A 16,248-nucleotide genomic window follows, 5' to 3' on the forward strand; every position below is an offset into this window, starting at 1 on the left:
GGTCCGGAACGCGGCGGCTGGGGAGGGATCAAAGTAGGAGAAAGCCATGCGCGCGAGCGAAACCGAACTCGACCGCCTCTGGAACAGGTGCGCGAGCCTCGCCAACGACCTGGAGGAAGGTCTGTGGTCCATGTTTCCGCGGGAATGGGAAGACATCGCCGGGAAACTGGATGAACTGCTGGGCGAGATGGAGGAACTGTCTCCGTCCAGACGCCAGACATTCGCGGAAAGCCTCGGCCGCTGACACGCACCCGGCGCCCTAGGCGGCGCCGGGCCCTCCTTGCTCCCTCGCAAGCACCAATACGAGTGCGCGCCCTTGCGGCGCGCGCCGCGTGATCCACGCATGCCCGGCATCCAGCCGGGCCCCCCTTTCCACGATAATCAGAACGAGGTGGCCCAATGGCCTTCATCAGCGTTGCCACGCGAGGCTCGGAATCCGAGCCGTTCCAGCTCTCCGGCAAGAACCCGATCCAGCACACGCCGGGTGCCTGCGAGAGCCACGACCGCTTGTTCGAGTATGCCGGAGGCCACCTGGGCTTCTACGGCTTCCTGCGCGTCGCCAACGCCCGCATCTCCCGGCGCCTTGGGATCGGGCTGGCGGATCTGCCGGACCGGCTCTGGCGGGATGCCTACGACGACGAGGCGCACCCTTCCGAAGCCGCCGACGAGGCGATCGAGGAAGAAGCCGGCGAATAGGAGCGGAGGGAGCGCTGCCGCATCCGTCCCCCGGCGGCAAGGGTGCGTCGCTGCGCTCCCTCGCTCCGCTCGCCCTTGCCCCCGGCGGCCCGGAACGCGGCGGCTGGGGAGGGTCGAGGAGAAAGCGGCCGGCAAGGCCGGGGCCACCTCGGCATCCCGAATCCCTGATGGGAGTTGAGCAATATGGACACCCTGGTTGAGCGCGCCCTGCGCTCGGCAGCCGAGGATCTCGGCCTTTCGCCCGATGGATGGAGCCGGATCCGGGGCGATTCCGGCACGAGCCAGGCCTTCCGGCACACCGCCCGCCCCGCCCTGGTGGTCGAGGTGAGCATGGATGGGCCCGGATGGAGCTGGACGGCCAGCCTGGCGAAGTCGCATCGCCAGCCCGCCCTTGGTCCTGCCCAGCCCTGGGCGTGCATCGACGGCCTTGCCGTCCGGGTCAGCCCCAGCCAGCGCGGGGCGCTCCTCGATGCCCTGGCGATCGCCGGCGACAACATCGCGGAGGCCAACGCCTGCTCGACCGCGATGCTGCAGACCCGCCTGGACGTGCTGGTCAGCCGTCGCGGTTTCGACCTGTTCGTCGCCCCCGTGCAAAACCTCGACAGGAGGCAGGCCGAGCCGGCTGCCCCGCTGCGCCTGGATTGGAGCTACCGAGGGCAGACGCCGGACGGCGACGACGTCGCGGGCGTCGTTCAGGGCGCAGACGAGGCCGAGGCCATCGAGGCGGTCGAGCGCCTCTGGGCCGGCCTCGACCTCATGGAGCTATCACCACGCCTCGCCGGGCTGGCGCCCTTGTCCTCCGCTGCCCGCCGCTTGGCCGAAGATGGATTGCGGCAGGCGGGAGCCCAGGGGCCCGCATCGGGTCTGCCCGCGCTGCACTGATCCTCCCACCCCCCGAAACAGCCATCGGCATCGCGAACGGCAGGGCCTGGGCCCTGCCGTTCGCGTTTCAGGAGCCCCGCGCCATGATTTCCGAGCACGGCCACGCCACCATTCTGCACGCCCACCTCTTCGCCGGCCTCGGCGGAGGTGCCCGCGGCTTCAACCGCGCCACCTCGCGGGTGGGCAACCTCACCGCCAGCTTCCGCTGCCTCGGCGGCATCGACGTCGACGCCGGGGCGATCCGCGACTTCGGCCGCCTCGCCGGTGTGCCCGGCACCTGCATGGACCTGTTCGACCGCGAGCAGTACCGCGACTTCCACGGCCAGGAGCCACCGATCGGCTGGCGCGAGGCCACCGTGGACGATGTGCGCGCCGCCTTCGGCCACGAACGCCCCCACGTCCTGTTCACCTCGCCACCCTGCAAGGGCTTCTCCGGCCTGCTCAGCGAGACCAAGAGCAGGACCCGGAAATACCAGGCGCTGAACCGCCTGACGCTGCGCGGCATCTGGCTGGCGCTGGAGGCCTATCGCGACGATCCGGTGGAGCTGATCCTGCTGGAGAACGTGCCGCGCATCGCGTCGCGCGGGCGTCCCCTGCTCGACCGGATCACCGGCCTGCTACGCGCCTATGGCTACGCCGTGGCCGAGACCACCCATGATTGTGGGCAGTTGGGTGGCCTGGCGCAGTCGCGCCGCAGGTTCCTGCTGGTGGCCCGCCACACCGCCAAGGTGAAGCCCTTCCTCTACCAGCCGCCGAAGCGCCCGCTGCACGGCGTGGGGGACATTCTTTCCCGGATGTCCCTGCCGGGCGATCCGGCGGCCGGGCCGATGCACCGGGTCCCGATGCTGCACTGGTCCACCTGGGTCCGGCTCGCCTTCGTCGAGGCCGGAAGCGACTGGCGTTCCCTCGGCAGGCTCAAAGTCGAGGACGGGATGTTGCGCGACTACGCCCTTGCCCCCTGCGGCGAATGGCGCGGCGGCGTTCTCGGCGTGAACCGCTGGGACGAGCCGTCCGGCACCGTGGCGGGCCGTTCCGGTCCCTCCAACGGCGCCTACAGTGTCGCCGACCCGCGCCGCGCCGAAGGCGTGGCCGCCTTCGGGCAGTACGGGGTCAAGCGCTTCGACGAGCCGTCCCAGGTGGTGATCGGCAAGGCCGCGGTCGGGGCCGGCCATTTCGCCGTGGCCGATCCTCGCCACGCCGGGCCGCCCAAGCACAGCAACGAGTTCCGCATCGTCCCCTGGGACGGGGCCGGACGGGCGGTCACAGGCGCCCATGGCACCGGCCAGTGCGTGGCGGATCCGCGCGGAGACGTGCGCCGCTCCGGAGCGCTGGGCGTCGTGTCGTGGGAGTCCAATGCCGGCACCGTGGCGGGTGAGAGCCTGCCATCCAACGGCACCTTCGCGGTCGCCGATCCCCGGCCGCGCCTGGAACGGGAGAAGGGTGACGACTACTACGGCGCCGGCCATTACGGCGTGGTGCCGTGGCGGGAGCCCACGGGTGCCGTCAGCGCCGCCGCCGGCTACGACAACGGCCGCTGGAGCGTGGCGGACCCCCGCCCGATCCTGCCCAGCGCGACCGAGAAGGTCGTGGCCCGCATCCGCGCCCTCGACGGCACCTGGCACCGGCCTTTCACCACCGCCGAGCTGGCGGCGCTGCAATCGTTGTTCGACCCGGAGGAGCAGGCCGAGCTGGACGGGCTGAGCGATGCCGACTGGCGCGAGCGCATCGGCAACGCCGTCCCGCCCGACGCCGCGCAGGCCATCGCCGAGACGATGGGCCGCACGCTCCTGCTGGCCTGGTCGGGCGAGGGCTTCATGCTCTCGGCCCTGCCGATCTGGGTACGTCCGGTCGCGGTGGCCCTCTCCGTACGCCAGCCCCAGGACGAGGCCTGAGCGCCATGCACCCCACACCATCCATCCCCTGCCGCCGGACCTGGCAGCGGATCCTGCACCGCCACAGCCATCGTGCCCCGCCGAAACTGGGGCACCGGCGTCGCAGCCAAGGGTCCGGCCGGGGCACAGCCTGCCGGCAGGACGGCGAGCGGCCTAGCCCGCCGCGGCGCGGATCCGGGCGAGATCGAGGACGCCCTTCGCGCCCCAGCCCTTCGTCCCGGCTGCCACCTCCGGGCGGAACTGCTCATAGAGCCGGAAGGCCACCCGGTTCAGCTCATCCGGATCCAATGTGGCCGCCAACTCCTCCATCGCCTTCCTGACCGGCGCCAGATCCTCCCCGAAGGCCCTCCGGACATACCCGGCTGCCGCCTGCGCGGACGCCGGCTTGTCGTGATCGAGCGCGCGTAGCGACCCATCCACCTCGACCACCGGCAGGTCGCGGCCGAGCAGATGCACCGCCTTCTGCCGATGCCTCCCCTGACCCTGCTTGCGCGCCTCGTCACGCAGGTCGCCGCTCTCATGCCCCTCCTCGGCGATGCCGATGGACTTCGCCTTCGCGCGGGCACTGAGGCCGGCGACGGCCCGGCCAAGCGTGATCGCCGTTTCGGGGTCATGCCCCAGGCGCTCGGCCACCACCGCGGCCCAGAGCGTCAACACCGGCGCCCGGTTCACCTGGACCGTCGGCCCCGCCTTCGTCCCGGTCATGCGCGTCCATCCCATCCATCCCGCTCGCCTCAACGAGCGAGCGGCGGGACGGATGCGCCACGCCGGCTTCCACCATCCCGGCCATTGGCCGAGCCGGCGCCTCGCGGATTCCGGGGCAGAGCCAACACCATGAAGATCGAACTCCGCAGTGTCAGCTACAACGCCGCCCTGAGCGAGGAGACGATGAACTTCCACGCCGACATCTGGATCGACGGGAGGAAGGCGGGCTTCGCCCATAACCACGGGACCGGCGGCAACACCAACGTGCAGCCCAACACCCTGCGCCAGCGCCTCGACGAGTACGGCAGGACTCTCCCGCAGGTGGACATCGGGACCGCCACGGGCGGCGAGCCGCGCATGATCACCCAGGACGCCGAGTGGATCGTGGACAGCCTCCTGACGGAATGGATCGTGCGGCGTGACCTGAAGCGGGCACTGAAGAACCGCGTCCTCTACACCCACACGGAGATGCCCGGGGTCTACCAGACCAAGGTGCTGAAACCGGACGAGATGGCGAAGATCCTCGCGTCGACGGAGGTGAAAGCAAAGTGGAAGGTCAAGGCTTGGCTGAACACCATGCCGGAAGAGGAGGCCATCGCCATCTACCGGAACAACGGTCGCTGAAACGCGCACGAGGGCAGGACGGAAGATGGCTGCCGCATCGTGGCGTCCGCCGCAAGGGAAGGCGGCTGCGCCGCCCGCGCGAAGCGCGCGCCCTTGCCCCGGCCGCCGCCGTCGCGGCCGGCCAGAACGGGACAGGGGAAAGAATGGCCAGGCGCGGCAGCGGGCGTCCGGCAAATCCCTGATCCATCCATGACGCTGCGGAGATCAGCCCATGTCGGACCCGTTCCACGATGTTCACGCTCCGGGCCTGGAGGCCCGGACCTGCGGCGGAACCCATGATGCATGCGTGGAGATGGACCGCCTCTCGCAGCTGCTGTGCGCCTGCGACGACGGCGTGCTGACGGAGGAGGGCCTCCACGAGGCGGCCGTCCTCGCCGAGCGGCTGGGACGCACTGACGAGCTGTTCGACGCACTGATGAAGTAGCCGATGCCGCCCGCGCCCGGCCGGGTCATGATGGGCTACGCTGACTGCCTCTCCAGTAGCCGCAGGATCACCACCACCTCTCCCGGAGGGCCGATCTCGGCCCATCGGCGGACGCTGCGCGCCACGTCTCGCGCAGGGTGCCCGTGGTCCGTCAGCCACCGGCCGAACGCCGCCTGGGTGAACCCCAGATCAGCGAGGGCGGCGCGGAAATCCTCAGCGGTCATCAATGATGCTCCTCCGGAGCGCCCGCATCCGACGCCCCCATTCCCGGTGGTAGTCTGCTGTCGCCACAGCGGCGTCATAGGCTGCCTGTGCGTCCCCGGGCGGGCACATGCCCTGCCGGATCGTCATGACGCGACCCTGCACGGGCGATCCGTCCCTGAGCGGCATCACCAGATGCCACTCATCCCTGCGGGTCACCGGGTCGTGGACCTCGACCGCCAGGCATCCGCCACCCAACTGTCCGGTCAGGGCGCGGCGCATCGAGGCGGCGCTGTCCACCTCGTGCATGGAGCGCGGCGCCGCAGCCGACGAGTGTGCGAGTATCGCGATCCGCATCGTCGCCTCTCACGCGTAGTAGGCGTAACGGACGGGCTCGCCCCACAGCGTGCCCTCGGCCTCACCAGCAAAAAAGCCGCGGCCGAAACCCGTGAACCGCAGTTCCTGCCCCGCCTCGGTGATCACCTGGGGAGCCACACTGCCGTTGTCGCGCATCAGGCGACGGGCCGTCCAGGACCGGGCGCTGGGGGCCGGGCGCGCAACCGGCGCGGCCGGGACAGCCATCGCGCCGATCGCTGCGATGACGCGGTCGGCCTCGCGACGGTTCACGAACACCGTGACGGTCAGGCCGTCCACCGAGCTGTCACGCGCGCCGGGCGCCAGCATGGTCTGCACCAGGGCAGACACCGCGCCCTTGATGCGGGGCAGTGGCGTCGATCCGGGTCTTGGCGCCAAACCGGCTGGTGGTGATAGAAACGCTCATCGTCTCGGTCTCTCCCGGCCGGACCTCATTGCCCTTGCCGATAACCAACATATAGGCGCATTTCACCTATCTAGTAACAGGAAAACGTACTCACCGGCCGATTTTTCGGAAACCACCGATGCCCGCTGATATCCCCTGCGCCGAGGCCAACGCCACGGCCATCGCGTTCATGCGCCGAGGCGAAACCATGCCTGGCTGGTCAGGGCCAAAAGAGGAAGGGGTCCGTCTGATCTTGGACGCATCAGGGCTGACGCTGCTCAGCCTTTATGAAAGCCCCACCGCCCGGGAGATCCGTGGGGCGCGGACGGGGAAGATGCGTGTCGGCCTGCTGCCGATCGGCATGCACACACTGATGCTGCTCTACGATGTTGATCTGCTCACCAACAGCTGGTCGGATGCCCCGTTCGCGCTGGGAGCGCAGGGCCCCGGGAACCGCACGCTGATGGCGCGCGAAAGGGGGCAGGGACGCCTCCTCATGTCCATCATGGCGGACGCCACGAGCGGCATGGTGCATGCCCTGCGCGGCTTGAGCCTTACGCCGAGCTTCTGTGATGTCCTAGACGATCTGGTGGAAGCGCAGCGCGCTGCCCTGCCAACCTACACCCCGCAGGCCTATGCCGCTGAGCTGAACGCCGCCTATGCCCGATGGCCGACCTCGACGGCGATGGTGCCGCATGCCCGGATCGTCGAACGCGTCGGGTTGCCGATCGGCGAAGCGAGCTGAGTTAGTCAATCATCCTGGACGCCAGTCGGGCAACCGTTCGGACCCAAGGCTCGCACGGCGCATCTTCAACGCCTGGCGCATCGGAACCGCCATGCCGATGCCCGACATCGCTCGCCTGCTGGACGTCTGCGGCCATGGGGCGGCTGCCAGCCGGATGCGCCAGACGGCGCTGGAGGGCGGCAGCAATCCCGGCCTGACCCTCGAAGAAGTCACCGATCTCATCTCCTGCTGGGCGGACGAAACACGGGCTGCGCGACGCAACGCCACGCCTTGAGGCGGGCTCGCGGGGTGCCCCCTTTCGCCGCCGTCGACCGCGATCCCGCGGAAAGGATGGCATTGGCGCCGCTGATGCCCGGCTCCTGACCAGTCCATAGAGGTCGGATCAGGGATAGGATGGAGGGGGAGGAGGGGAATAGAGGAGATTGGAGACGGGCCAGGGGAGATGTCCGAAGGACGAGAGTGGGGAGACGTGTGTCGGCTACCTGCCCGTGCCGGCCGCATATCCTCGGGGTGCTGCGGTCTGAGCCACGGCGCCGGCCGCTCCTACCCCCGCTTTCCCCGAAGCCGGGGAAAGCGCCTCCGGCTCGGCACGCTCGGTCAGGGGCCGGGGCCGCGCCTTGCGCGGGGCGATGCCCCGCTGCGGCGCAACCCCAACCCCCTCCCTCACATGCCTCGGGGGTAGGACCGCCCGCCACCGCGCCTCTGTTCGACCGCACCCGAGGATACGCGACCGGCACGGGCCGGAAGCCTCTTCGGGGAGAGAGAATGAAGAGGATCTGACGATGGCTGGTTCGCTCAACAAGGTCACCCTCATCGGTCGCCTGGGTGGTGACCCCGAGAAGCGCAGCTTCAGCAATGGCGGGCAGGTGGTGAGCTTCAGCCTGGCCACCAGCGAGACCTGGAAGGACCGCAGCTCGGGCGAGCGCCAGGAGCGCACCGAGTGGCACCGCATCGCGATCTTCACCGAGGGGCTTGGCGACGTGGTGGCGCAGCACGCCCACAAGGGTGCGCTGGTCTACATCGAGGGCAAGCTGGAAACCCGCAAGTGGCAGGACCAGCAGGGCCAGGACCGCTACAGCACCGAGGTCGTCCTGCGCCCCTTCGTCGGCACCTTCACCTTCCTGTCCGATCCTCGGGCTTCGGGCGACCGGGAGCCGCAGGGCCAGCCGGGCGCTTCCGCCGCGAGCGGCAGCCGCGCGCGGGCCGGCCGGCGGACCCCGGCGGCCACGGCGTCGGCCGGCCACGACATGGACGACGACGTCCCGTTCTGACGGCTCGCGCTCCGGTGCCCTTGGCGGGGCACCGGGCCGCTTCCCGCTGCTCCCGCTCCACCCCACCGGGCCGCCTGATGGCTGGCCCGGCTCACGAGGATTCCGCCCGATGCCCGCAAGCCTGCTCGCGTCCATCGCCCCGCCGCGCCCGCATGCGCTCACCACCATCATCTGGGATACCATCCACGAGGAGGGTTTCCAGGGCCTCTATGGCCGCTGCCACCTCACGAGCTCCTACCATCCCTATCGTTTCGCCTCACGCGAGGCCGCTGGCCGCTTCGCCGCCGCGATGTGCGAACGCCTCGGCTACGACGGCTTCCGCCTGGACACGCCCGGCCACCGACCGCCGCCGTTCCCTGCGGTGATGTTCGACGACTGCGAAATCCCGTTCTGAGGAGCGTGGCATGGGTTTCGTACTGATCTTCGACCCCGAGCCGCTGCTGAGCGCGCCGCAGTTCTTCGGCCCCTTCGCCTCCCAGTCAGCGGCCAAGCGGTATGCCGAGGCCACGGGGATGACCCTCGGTCGCGACTTCGACCAGGCCGCCGCCGAGGCGGACAGTCCGGAGGGGCACGGAACGACCGACTTCCCCTGCGCGGTGGCCGCCCTGCGGCCCGGCAATGCTGGCCCCCGGAACACCGTGGAGGAGCGGACCTGATGCTGCGCCAGTATCACGCCCCGCGCCGCCAGGGCGGCGACAACCCGCTCGGCGTCGGCACCATCGCCCTCGGCTCCGTCTTCTATCTCCAGGACGACGGCCACTGGCGCGCCCGCTTCCGCGGCGGCGCCAGCTGTCGCGCACCCTGGATCGTCGAGGCCTTCCTCAACGGGCAGTACCACGCCGCCCGCCGCGATCCCGCCACGGGCCACTGGCTCAGCATCTACGCCGCCAACCGCACCGACCTGGCCCTGGTGCGCTCCCTGCGCGACGGCCGCCGCCTCACCGTCGCGATCCGCCTCCTCCAGCTGCACGAGGACGAAGGCCTGGGGCTTCCGGACAACCGCTACCCGTCCTTGCCCCGGCCGCGTCAGCGCCCGGCGCACTGAGGCCGCCCGCCCGGCCGAGGGGGGGTGGCCACGCCACCTTCCCTCCCCCCGACAGAAGGCCACCACCATGCCCGCGACCTCGTCCCACGACCGGCACGCTCATGCCCTCACCATGGCCAGCAGCCTCGCTTCCGCCCGTCGCTGGCAAAGCGAGGCCTGCGCCCTGCGCGAGCACGCTGCCCTGCCTCGCCTCACCGCCGCCCAACGTGCGCAGCTACTCCGCGAGGCCGAGGCCGCCGACCGTCAGGCCCGCTTCTGGCTCGACGGCCCGCCCGTCACCCCGCCGGGCGACCGGCGCGACTGAGCGACCCACGCGGGGACGGCGGCAGCCACCACTCGTCCCCCGCCGCGTCGCGCTCGGCCGCAGGCCGCCACGTCTCGCCCCGGCGCGCCATCGACACCACCGTCGCCGCCGCCGACGCCTCCAGCGACAGACCATAGGCTTCCAGCGCCAGACGAGCCGCCTCCGTGGCCATCTCGTCCGCCCGGCGCCGCAGCACCTCCAGCCCGGCATCGCCACGGCGCTGCGACAGATCCGCCACGCGAGCCTGCGCCGTCTCCGCCGCCGCCCATGCCTCGTCGGAGACCTCCCGCGCCGCTGTCGCCCGGCTGTCGTAGTCCAGCAGCAGCGACCGCAGCGCCGCATCCCGCCGGGCGCCCCGCTCCGGCGGCACGTTCGCCTCGACGAACCCCGCTACCGCCGCTTCCGCCCGCTCCCGCAGATCCGCCGCCGGCATGTCCAGCTGGAACGCCTCCGCGATCTGCAGCACGACCCGCACGTCTGGCACCGCCTCGTGCGCTGCGGCCTCCCGCTCGGGCAGCACCCGCAGCAGCGGGAACCGCACCACCTTGCCAACCTCCGTCATCGCCGCCTCCTGGCCGGATGATTCCATGGGGCGGAACATAGCCGGGATTTTGCGGAGAAGCAAGTAAGTAATTGATATCACTACAATAAATTGGGGAGCCATGCCCCTTGCTCGCCCGCTCCGACCGTTCGTGTCACAAGGAACCCACGACCATGGATCATCCGCAGCCCGACATCCTCGGCGAGCTGGCCGCCGCTTACGCGAACCGTCCGGCGTTGCCCGACTGGTCCAGCGCCTGGGCGGCCCAGGGCGCCGCGGCCGCTGCCTCGCCGATCGCCGAGGCCCTCGCCCCGATGCTCAGCCAGCCCGACACGCCCCATGAAAGGGGCAACGCCGTCATCGCGCTGCTCCGCCGCCTGCACGGCATTCTCCCCGGTCTCCCGCCGGTCAATGCTGGCCCCATCCATGACCTTTGGCCGCCCGATCTCCGCGGTCGTTTCGTCCTCGCCGACGAGCGCATGGTCCACCCCTGGAACCGGACCTGGCCCGCGGATGACGTCCTGCTGCTGGCCGAGGCCCTGGGTCGCGCCCAGCATCACCTTGGCGGCCGCGACGCCCTGGAAGCCGAGCTGATGCGTCTCGCCACCGGCCCCTGCGCCGAGGCCAGGCGCTCCGCTGAGGCTCATCGGATCGCCGCCGACGAGGGCCGGCGCCGCATCGAAAGCGTTCGCCGCTCGGCCGACGACACCCTGCTCCGCTATCTCCTGGCCGCCCTGACCCTGAACACCCTCCATCACGTCGACCAGGAGCGCTCCGACGAAGCCCGGCAGGCAGCCAGCCTCCGCTCCGAAGCCGGCATGTGGACCCTGGGGCCGCCCGACAGGGCCTACCTGAACACATGGGTGCGGCAGCTCTCCGATCTCCTCGCCGGACAGCCAGATCCATCAGGGATGCGCTACGCCGAGGAGTTCCTCCGCTGCGAAGCCTCCTATCACAGCACCGCTCTGCCGGAGGACGCCTCCCCAGCCGAGATCGTCGCCTGGCTCGTGCCGTTCCTGTACGCCGACGAGGCCATCGAGCTCTACCACCGCCTGGGCGCCGAGCCCTTCGAGGTGGACGCGACTGACGAAGCGGACGACGCGGACGACGCGGACGGGGACGACTGCCCCGATGCCCCGCACTTCTCCCCGTGAGCCCCGCCATGGATGCAGCCGACCCACCATCCAAACCGGCCCCTGTCCAGCGTCCCGGCCAGCCAGCCCGATCCCGCTCGCGCCGGCCGCATCGTCGCCACCCCTGGCCTGCCCTTCGAGCACAACCGCGGCGTCTGCGGCCGCTGGGGCGCTCTGCGCCTCGCCTACGATCCCGCCAAGGGCAGCGACGGCACCTGGTTCTGCGAGGCACACGTCCCCGCCTCCTTCCACCGCTACCGTGGCGCCTGAGCCGTCTCGGCAAGACCGGCAGCAGAAACAGGGCACGTCCCCGCAAGCGGGGACCGGGCTCTACTCGGCCGCTTCGCGACCTCCCCAAGCCCCCTTCGGGGTCTTGGCCCTTCGGGTGACGATCCCTCGCGCAGGCGCCTGACCCCGGTGTAAACAGCAGCGGCCGCAGAGCAGGCTGAGCCGTCTTTCCTCGCTGGCGATGGCTTCCGCAGCGCCCGTCACCCGTTCCGGCGCCCCGTGTGTGGATCAGCCTTTCCCTCGCCCCTCTCTCCGGGCGGTAGCAGGACCGGGCTCCGCCCTGGCACGCCGGCTTAGGGCGACGACCCCGCGCCGCTGGCATGGCGAGTATTCGCTTGGCATTGCAAGTATAGCCGAAATATTCATGCGTCTCGATTTGCCCCCGCCATGCCATCGTCTCGGGGCAGCCGCCCACGCCCGCGCACCAGGCCGGAACCCGGTCCTACTACCTGAGAGATGCGCGAGGGAAAGGCTGATCCACACAAACCTCCCGGCGCGCCTCCACTACCGTCCGTGCGCGCCCTCAACCCCCCCACAAGGGGGGGGCGTCGGACGCGCAACCTCCGGCGGGCAAAGGGCTCCGCCCTCTGCACTCCCGGCGCTCAGGAAAGTCTGATTATCTTCCTATTACTTGGGATGCCGCAGTTGATCGTTAGACTTTTACTGTGGACACCGGGCAGGATTACTTATATTCTTCTCTTGTTCCCGAGAGAGGGAACGGCCGGAAGGGCGGGCTGGAACCCCACCCCCCCGGCCTCACCAGAGACAGGAAATCGGATCATGTCCCAGGCTCAGCAGAACATCGCTTCCGGCACCGTTTCCGACAAGGGCGAGGCTGACAACGCCATGGCCCAGGCCATCAAGGGCGCTACCCCCCGCAAGCCCGCTTCCAACAAGGGCAAGGGCAAGCAGCCCCAGCCCGCCAAGGACCAGGCCCGCGCGCCCGTTCGCGGCTCCATGGGCAGCCGCCAGACCATCACCCTTGCCACCGCCGCCGCCCAGGCGCCCACCGCCGACCAGATGGCCCGCATTTGCAGGATGTTCGGCACCGAAGCCGTGGACGTGGACGGCATCCATTCCGCGACCTCCGACAGCCTCATGCAGCAGGCGGAAGCCCTCCGGCCCAACCTCAGCGACAAGGCGATGGAGATGCACTTCCAGCGGATCGTCGGCGCCTATGTCGGCAGCGCCTATGGAGCCGCGCAGTTCTACGACGCGAAGCGCCTCGTGGCCCGCGACATGGCCAGCAAGTTGAACGAGATGCGCGACGAGGACCGCGACGGCCCGAGCGGTTTCGAGAGCCGCTTGGAGCGTGCCCAGATGTTCGCCGCCGACATGGCCGCTCAGAGCTTCGCCACCCTGGCCGCCGCGGAAGGCGCGGTTGCTGCCTATGCCGAGATCACCGGCAACGAGTGGAAGCCTTACGTCGCCAACACCCCCGACACCCAGGCCGTCAGCCGTCAGGCCGCCACCCTCCGCGCTTCCGCTTTCGACTGATCCCGCGATGGGCGGGGGCTTCGGCCTCCGCCCTGGCGGAACCCGCGGCCAGGGGGGCGCCGCCCTCCGGGCTTCGCCCCCCTGGACCCCCCAGGTTTCCCCAGGACCCACCGTTCCACACAAGACGCCCTGGCCGCCGGATCATGCGGACGGCGCTTCGCGCCGGACCATGCCTCATGGCGTCCCCTTCGGGGCCGCGCCAGACCAGACCTCACCGCCCGGGGCCATGCCCCCTCCGGCGTGGCGGGGCCGCCCCTGCCGCAACGCCGCTTCGCGACGCCGCGTCCGGCGCAGCCCAGCCACGCCAGGGCGCATGGCGGTGCCCACCATCACACACGGTTGACTAATTATAAAGATTATGTATCTAAAAAATGCTACAGTACCAAATTAGATTTCAACCCGAGCTTCCGGCAATGCGGGTGTTCAGGACGTGGCCTTCCGCCAACGCCCTGCGAGGCCGGGCGCACCATCGAGCAGGAAGCCACAACCATGTCCCAGACCTTCAGGATCAGGCTTCGAGAGATCACCTCCGCCAGCGGTTGTGTCGATTTCTACGTCACCGCCGAAACGCCCGAGGAAGCCGCCCAGATCCTCAGCACGGCCTACGAGGCCGCCCGCGCCAGCAACACCTCCGTCGTCACTCTCCCCGACGGCCAGGTCGGCATCATCGACCCCGAAAGCCCGGAGGTTGTCGGCGTGAGCTATCACCTTCTCGACGGCGCGGACGCCGAGATCGCCACCATCGCGCCTGCCGCCCCGAAGCCGAACTGACCTTCCTCGCCGGCAACCCCGGACGATCCGCGACACAACGTCACACCTCGTCCGACACCTTCCCCTCATCTGCCGGCCCGCTGCCAGGACAGCGGCAGGCTCCCATCCTCCGCCCGCGTCGCCCCCGGCCGGACCGCGCAGACCTGCCGCTCCCCGCCCTGGGCCTGCACCACCGCCCCTTCCGAATAGCCCTGTCCCGCGAAAACGCACTCGGCCCGCGGCAGCGACGTCCGCTCCGACACGTTTCCCGACCGGCGCGGCGTCACATCGCTCTGGAAGGGCGCGCCGTCGAACGGTGCGCTGCTGAAGGGAGAGCTGCTGAACGGACCACTGGAGAGTGGCGGGGTCACGACCACGCCACCGCCGAAGGCCGGCGGCATCGCTCCACCCTCCGGCCCCACATACTGCGCCGGCGACGGCTGCGCCGCCGCCAGCACCGGCCCCAGCAACAGTGCCGATACCACCACAACCTGCCTCATCCCGACCTCTCCCGGCACCCGGCATGCCCTCCGCACGCCATGGCCGCAGCCTCACCCCTCACCGTGCGAACCGGAAATCCGCGTCCTCGTCAGGCCGCCATTCGCATCGCCCGGCGTCAGCCTTGCCCCATGCCCGATGCCCTGCCAGACTTCCTCCGCCTCCTTCCCCCGGAAGCGGGCCCCTGTGTTCAAAACGAACACACCTCCCCGCCGCCTTCCGTCCAGCCGCCTTTTCCGATGTCGGGACACCGACTGAGCCGGTGCCTCATCGTCATCGGCTGGAACGAGCGCGAGCTGGCCCGGCGCACCGGCCGTCACCAGACCCAGGTGCGCCGCTGGATCAAGGGCGAGAGCCCGATCCCTTCACCCGTCGCCGCCTGGATCACCGAGCTCGCCGATTTCATCGTGGCCCATCCGGGACCGCGCCTCGTCAGCGCGCTTTCGGCCACTTCCGGCCACTGACCGCCAGGATCAGCACCACGAAGCCGATCGCCCCCCACCACCCCAGCTGGGCGACCTCGCGGGCCTGTGGCCCGTTCGCCATCAGCGCACCCAGCACGCAGAACACGGCCCCGGCCACGAACCAGGGCAGTCCTGGCGGCCCCCGCAGCGAACCGACGCGTCCGGCACAGGATCGTAGCAGGCCGGAAAGGGATGCATCGCGAAAACGGCTGGCTGGCCATGGAGGCCAGCCAGCAGCCCTCAGCGCGGCGGCCGGATATAGTCGAAGCCCAGGCGGCCATTCGACATCATCGCCGGCACGCAGCGCACGCCGGGAGCGTTTCTGTTGACCCACGGCACCAGCACCCTCTGGTCAACCCATCCCGGCCGGCCATCGAGGTGCATCACCTCCAGGTAGCCGTTGCGTGCGACATGCGGGCTCTTGACGATCACCGAGATCGTCGCGATCCCCACCTGCGGGGCATTCGCCCGGGGCTCTGCCAGCACGCGTGGCAGTTGGTCCCATGTCGCCTCCTGGAAGCCGTCCCGCAGTCCCATGCACTCATAACCCGCGATATGGCCTGTCACCTTGAGGCCGGCAGACGGCGCGCCTTGGGCATGGCCAGCGCCGCTCCAGGCACCCATCGCGAGCGCCAACAACAGAATGGTCTTCTTCATGTTCTAGCTTCCCAAAAGGACCGGCTGCGTGGCCGCGTCACCCATGCGCGCCGACATCATCGTCCTCCACTCTCCGACCGTGGTACTCCGCGTAATGCCGTTCTGGGTAAAGACCTTGTCGGAGGCATTGAACATGATCTGGCCCATGGTCTCGGACGAGGCCGCCTGGGCAATCGCAGCACTGTAGGACTGACCGAAGTTGTACCCACCGCGCACGTCCAGCACCGTAGGATTGGAAACGCCGCTTTGCTGCAGGGTTTCGGCCAACGACCGCATGTAGGCGGCCGCGCTGTAGGCCTGGTTCCCGGCGTCCATCGACCCATCGACCCCACGCTCGATGGTCCCTGCCAGGCTCGAATTGTAGCTGATCGCCTGCGTCACCCCCCACTCATAGGTGGAATCCAGCATCTGGAACGCACCGCGTATGCCCGAAGCTGACCCGTTCACGCTCTGGCACTGGCTTTCCACCATGCAGGTCGCCGCCAGCGCCGAGGGGTTCACCCCCACCGCCGTCGCCGCTTCACTCGCCTGCGTTCCCCATGACCGCGAACTCATCAGGTCCAGCGCCGTGCTACCACCCGCCGCCGTCGCCCCGCTGCTGCCACTCCCGTCACCGGACCCGGTCCCCGAGCTGCTGGTGTCCGGCGTGACGGAACCCTGGGTCGGCGTGATCGTGAACGAGCCGAGCCCCAGCTCCATCACACGCGGGATCACCTGCTCCGGCGCCCCGCTCATGCTGACCACGCCCGATTGTGCCAGCGCCGGCATGCCAGGCCCGGCCCCCATGGCCATGCCCAGCGCGATCGTCCAACCTCCCGCCCGGGAGCCCTCTCGATACCGCTTCATCGCCGTCGCCTCCTTCGCGACGGCG

At 69.9% G+C, this 16,248-nt stretch carries 26 protein-coding genes; 18 read left to right on the top strand and 8 right to left on the bottom strand.

What is annotated here, in order from left to right; all coding sequences use genetic code 11:
* Window positions 1-46 precede the first annotated feature (46 nt).
* The 4 genes from CTJ15_RS04590 to CTJ15_RS04600 all read left to right on the top strand — a co-directional run bounded on the left by CTJ15_RS04590 (window position 47) and on the right by CTJ15_RS04600 (window position 3,470).
* Window positions 47-244, top strand: a complete 198-nt coding sequence (locus CTJ15_RS04590) for a hypothetical protein (protein WP_099781247.1) — start codon at window positions 47-49, stop codon at window positions 242-244.
* 155 nt (window positions 245-399) lie between these two features.
* Window positions 400-696: a hypothetical protein gene (locus tag CTJ15_RS04595; RefSeq protein WP_099781248.1), complete on the top strand. Its 297-nt coding sequence runs from the start codon at window positions 400-402 to the stop codon at window positions 694-696.
* Between the two features lie 183 nt (window positions 697-879).
* Entirely contained in the window at window positions 880-1,578 is a 699-nt protein-coding gene (locus CTJ15_RS23880; RefSeq protein ID WP_019462438.1) for a hypothetical protein, read from the top strand.
* Between the two features lie 83 nt (window positions 1,579-1,661).
* Window positions 1,662-3,470 (top strand): DNA cytosine methyltransferase, encoded by a 1,809-nt coding sequence (locus CTJ15_RS04600; RefSeq protein ID WP_019462437.1) that lies wholly within the window; start codon window positions 1,662-1,664, stop codon window positions 3,468-3,470.
* 153 nt (window positions 3,471-3,623) lie between these two features.
* Here the strand turns inward: CTJ15_RS04600 and CTJ15_RS04605 are convergent, their stop codons facing one another.
* Window positions 3,624-4,175, bottom strand: coding sequence for a hypothetical protein (locus CTJ15_RS04605; RefSeq protein ID WP_019462436.1), 552 nt, complete (start codon window positions 4,173-4,175; stop codon window positions 3,624-3,626).
* A gap of 129 nt (window positions 4,176-4,304) precedes the next feature.
* Here CTJ15_RS04605 and CTJ15_RS04610 point away from each other — a divergent pair, with 129 nt between their 5' ends.
* Together CTJ15_RS04610 and CTJ15_RS04615 are read left to right on the top strand one after the other, a co-directional pair.
* Window positions 4,305-4,799, top strand: a complete 495-nt coding sequence (locus CTJ15_RS04610; RefSeq protein ID WP_019462435.1) for a hypothetical protein — start codon at window positions 4,305-4,307, stop codon at window positions 4,797-4,799.
* Between the two features lie 211 nt (window positions 4,800-5,010).
* Complete coding sequence (locus tag CTJ15_RS04615) at window positions 5,011-5,223, top strand: hypothetical protein (RefSeq protein WP_019462434.1); 213 nt, start codon at window positions 5,011-5,013, stop codon at window positions 5,221-5,223.
* Window positions 5,224-5,258: 35 nt separating this feature from the next.
* On the opposite strand, the gene CTJ15_RS24070 is transcribed toward CTJ15_RS04615, so the two are convergent.
* Genes CTJ15_RS24070 through CTJ15_RS04630 form a run of 3 tightly spaced genes read right to left on the bottom strand, consistent with a single transcriptional unit; the run spans window position 5,259 to window position 6,129 of the window.
* A complete protein-coding gene (locus tag CTJ15_RS24070; RefSeq protein WP_019462433.1) occupies window positions 5,259-5,447 on the bottom strand; it encodes a hypothetical protein in 189 nt (62 codons plus the stop codon).
* Window positions 5,437-5,733: a hypothetical protein gene (locus CTJ15_RS04625; RefSeq protein WP_126281827.1), complete on the bottom strand. Its 297-nt coding sequence runs from the start codon at window positions 5,731-5,733 to the stop codon at window positions 5,437-5,439. Before CTJ15_RS04625 ends, CTJ15_RS24070 begins: the two co-directional genes overlap by 11 nt.
* Window positions 5,734-5,790: 57 nt before the next feature.
* Window positions 5,791-6,129, bottom strand: a complete 339-nt coding sequence (locus CTJ15_RS04630) for a hypothetical protein (RefSeq protein WP_019462431.1) — start codon at window positions 6,127-6,129, stop codon at window positions 5,791-5,793.
* A 194-nt stretch (window positions 6,130-6,323) separates the two neighbouring features.
* Here CTJ15_RS04630 and CTJ15_RS04635 point away from each other — a divergent pair, with 194 nt between their 5' ends.
* The 7 genes from CTJ15_RS04635 (at window position 6,324) to CTJ15_RS04665 (ending at window position 9,549) form a co-directional block, all read left to right on the top strand.
* Window positions 6,324-6,929 (top strand): hypothetical protein, encoded by a 606-nt coding sequence (locus tag CTJ15_RS04635; RefSeq protein WP_099781249.1) that lies wholly within the window; start codon window positions 6,324-6,326, stop codon window positions 6,927-6,929.
* Window positions 6,930-7,026: 97 nt separating this feature from the next.
* Window positions 7,027-7,203 carry a hypothetical protein gene (locus tag CTJ15_RS24245; RefSeq protein WP_157223121.1) on the top strand — a complete coding sequence of 59 codons (177 nt, stop codon included), beginning with the start codon at window positions 7,027-7,029 and terminating at the stop codon, window positions 7,201-7,203.
* A 508-nt stretch (window positions 7,204-7,711) separates the two neighbouring features.
* Window positions 7,712-8,200 (top strand): single-stranded DNA-binding protein, encoded by a 489-nt coding sequence (ssb, locus tag CTJ15_RS04645; protein ID WP_099781250.1) that lies wholly within the window; start codon window positions 7,712-7,714, stop codon window positions 8,198-8,200.
* A gap of 109 nt (window positions 8,201-8,309) precedes the next feature.
* Window positions 8,310-8,594, top strand: a complete 285-nt coding sequence (locus CTJ15_RS04650) for a hypothetical protein (protein WP_019463272.1) — start codon at window positions 8,310-8,312, stop codon at window positions 8,592-8,594.
* A 10-nt stretch (window positions 8,595-8,604) separates the two neighbouring features.
* Window positions 8,605-8,856 carry a hypothetical protein gene (locus tag CTJ15_RS04655; protein ID WP_019463271.1) on the top strand — a complete coding sequence of 84 codons (252 nt, stop codon included), beginning with the start codon at window positions 8,605-8,607 and terminating at the stop codon, window positions 8,854-8,856.
* Window positions 8,856-9,245 carry a hypothetical protein gene (locus tag CTJ15_RS04660; RefSeq protein WP_019463270.1) on the top strand — a complete coding sequence of 130 codons (390 nt, stop codon included), beginning with the start codon at window positions 8,856-8,858 and terminating at the stop codon, window positions 9,243-9,245. Before CTJ15_RS04655 ends, CTJ15_RS04660 begins: the two co-directional genes overlap by 1 nt.
* A 67-nt stretch (window positions 9,246-9,312) precedes the next feature.
* Window positions 9,313-9,549 (top strand): hypothetical protein, encoded by a 237-nt coding sequence (locus CTJ15_RS04665; RefSeq protein ID WP_019463269.1) that lies wholly within the window; start codon window positions 9,313-9,315, stop codon window positions 9,547-9,549.
* Here the strand turns inward: CTJ15_RS04665 and CTJ15_RS04670 are convergent.
* Window positions 9,521-10,138, bottom strand: coding sequence for a hypothetical protein (locus CTJ15_RS04670; RefSeq protein WP_193009595.1), 618 nt, complete (start codon window positions 10,136-10,138; stop codon window positions 9,521-9,523). The genes CTJ15_RS04665 and CTJ15_RS04670 overlap by 29 nt on opposite strands.
* A 125-nt stretch (window positions 10,139-10,263) precedes the next feature.
* Here CTJ15_RS04670 and CTJ15_RS04675 point away from each other — a divergent pair, with 125 nt between their 5' ends.
* From CTJ15_RS04675 to CTJ15_RS04690, 4 genes are all read left to right on the top strand, one after another.
* The gene (locus CTJ15_RS04675) at window positions 10,264-11,244 is read left to right on the top strand and encodes a hypothetical protein (protein WP_019463267.1); all 981 of its coding nucleotides are present in this window, start codon (window positions 10,264-10,266) and stop codon (window positions 11,242-11,244) included.
* A gap of 12 nt (window positions 11,245-11,256) precedes the next feature.
* A complete protein-coding gene (locus CTJ15_RS04680) occupies window positions 11,257-11,493 on the top strand; it encodes a hypothetical protein (RefSeq protein WP_019463266.1) in 237 nt (78 codons plus the stop codon).
* Between the two features lie 798 nt (window positions 11,494-12,291).
* The gene (locus CTJ15_RS04685; RefSeq protein WP_019463265.1) at window positions 12,292-13,008 is read left to right on the top strand and encodes a hypothetical protein; all 717 of its coding nucleotides are present in this window, start codon (window positions 12,292-12,294) and stop codon (window positions 13,006-13,008) included.
* Window positions 13,009-13,497: 489 nt separating this feature from the next.
* Window positions 13,498-13,779 (top strand): hypothetical protein, encoded by a 282-nt coding sequence (locus tag CTJ15_RS04690; RefSeq protein ID WP_019460448.1) that lies wholly within the window; start codon window positions 13,498-13,500, stop codon window positions 13,777-13,779.
* A gap of 65 nt (window positions 13,780-13,844) precedes the next feature.
* Here the strand turns inward: CTJ15_RS04690 and CTJ15_RS04695 are convergent, their stop codons facing one another.
* Window positions 13,845-14,258: a hypothetical protein gene (locus tag CTJ15_RS04695; protein ID WP_019460447.1), complete on the bottom strand. Its 414-nt coding sequence runs from the start codon at window positions 14,256-14,258 to the stop codon at window positions 13,845-13,847.
* 237 nt (window positions 14,259-14,495) lie between these two features.
* Here CTJ15_RS04695 and CTJ15_RS04700 point away from each other — a divergent pair, with 237 nt between their 5' ends.
* Entirely contained in the window at window positions 14,496-14,720 is a 225-nt protein-coding gene (locus CTJ15_RS04700) for a hypothetical protein (protein WP_019460446.1), read from the top strand.
* A gap of 240 nt (window positions 14,721-14,960) precedes the next feature.
* On the opposite strand, the gene CTJ15_RS04705 is transcribed toward CTJ15_RS04700, so the two are convergent.
* Together CTJ15_RS04705 and CTJ15_RS04710 are read right to left on the bottom strand one after the other, a co-directional pair.
* A complete protein-coding gene (locus CTJ15_RS04705) occupies window positions 14,961-15,377 on the bottom strand; it encodes a hypothetical protein (protein WP_019460444.1) in 417 nt (138 codons plus the stop codon).
* 3 nt (window positions 15,378-15,380) lie between these two features.
* Window positions 15,381-16,223: a hypothetical protein gene (locus tag CTJ15_RS04710; RefSeq protein WP_019460443.1), complete on the bottom strand. Its 843-nt coding sequence runs from the start codon at window positions 16,221-16,223 to the stop codon at window positions 15,381-15,383.
* Window positions 16,224-16,248 lie beyond the last annotated feature (25 nt).

It is taken from the genome of Roseomonas sp. FDAARGOS_362, assembly GCF_002754815.1.
GTDB lineage: Bacteria > Pseudomonadota > Alphaproteobacteria > Acetobacterales > Acetobacteraceae > Roseomonas > Roseomonas mucosa.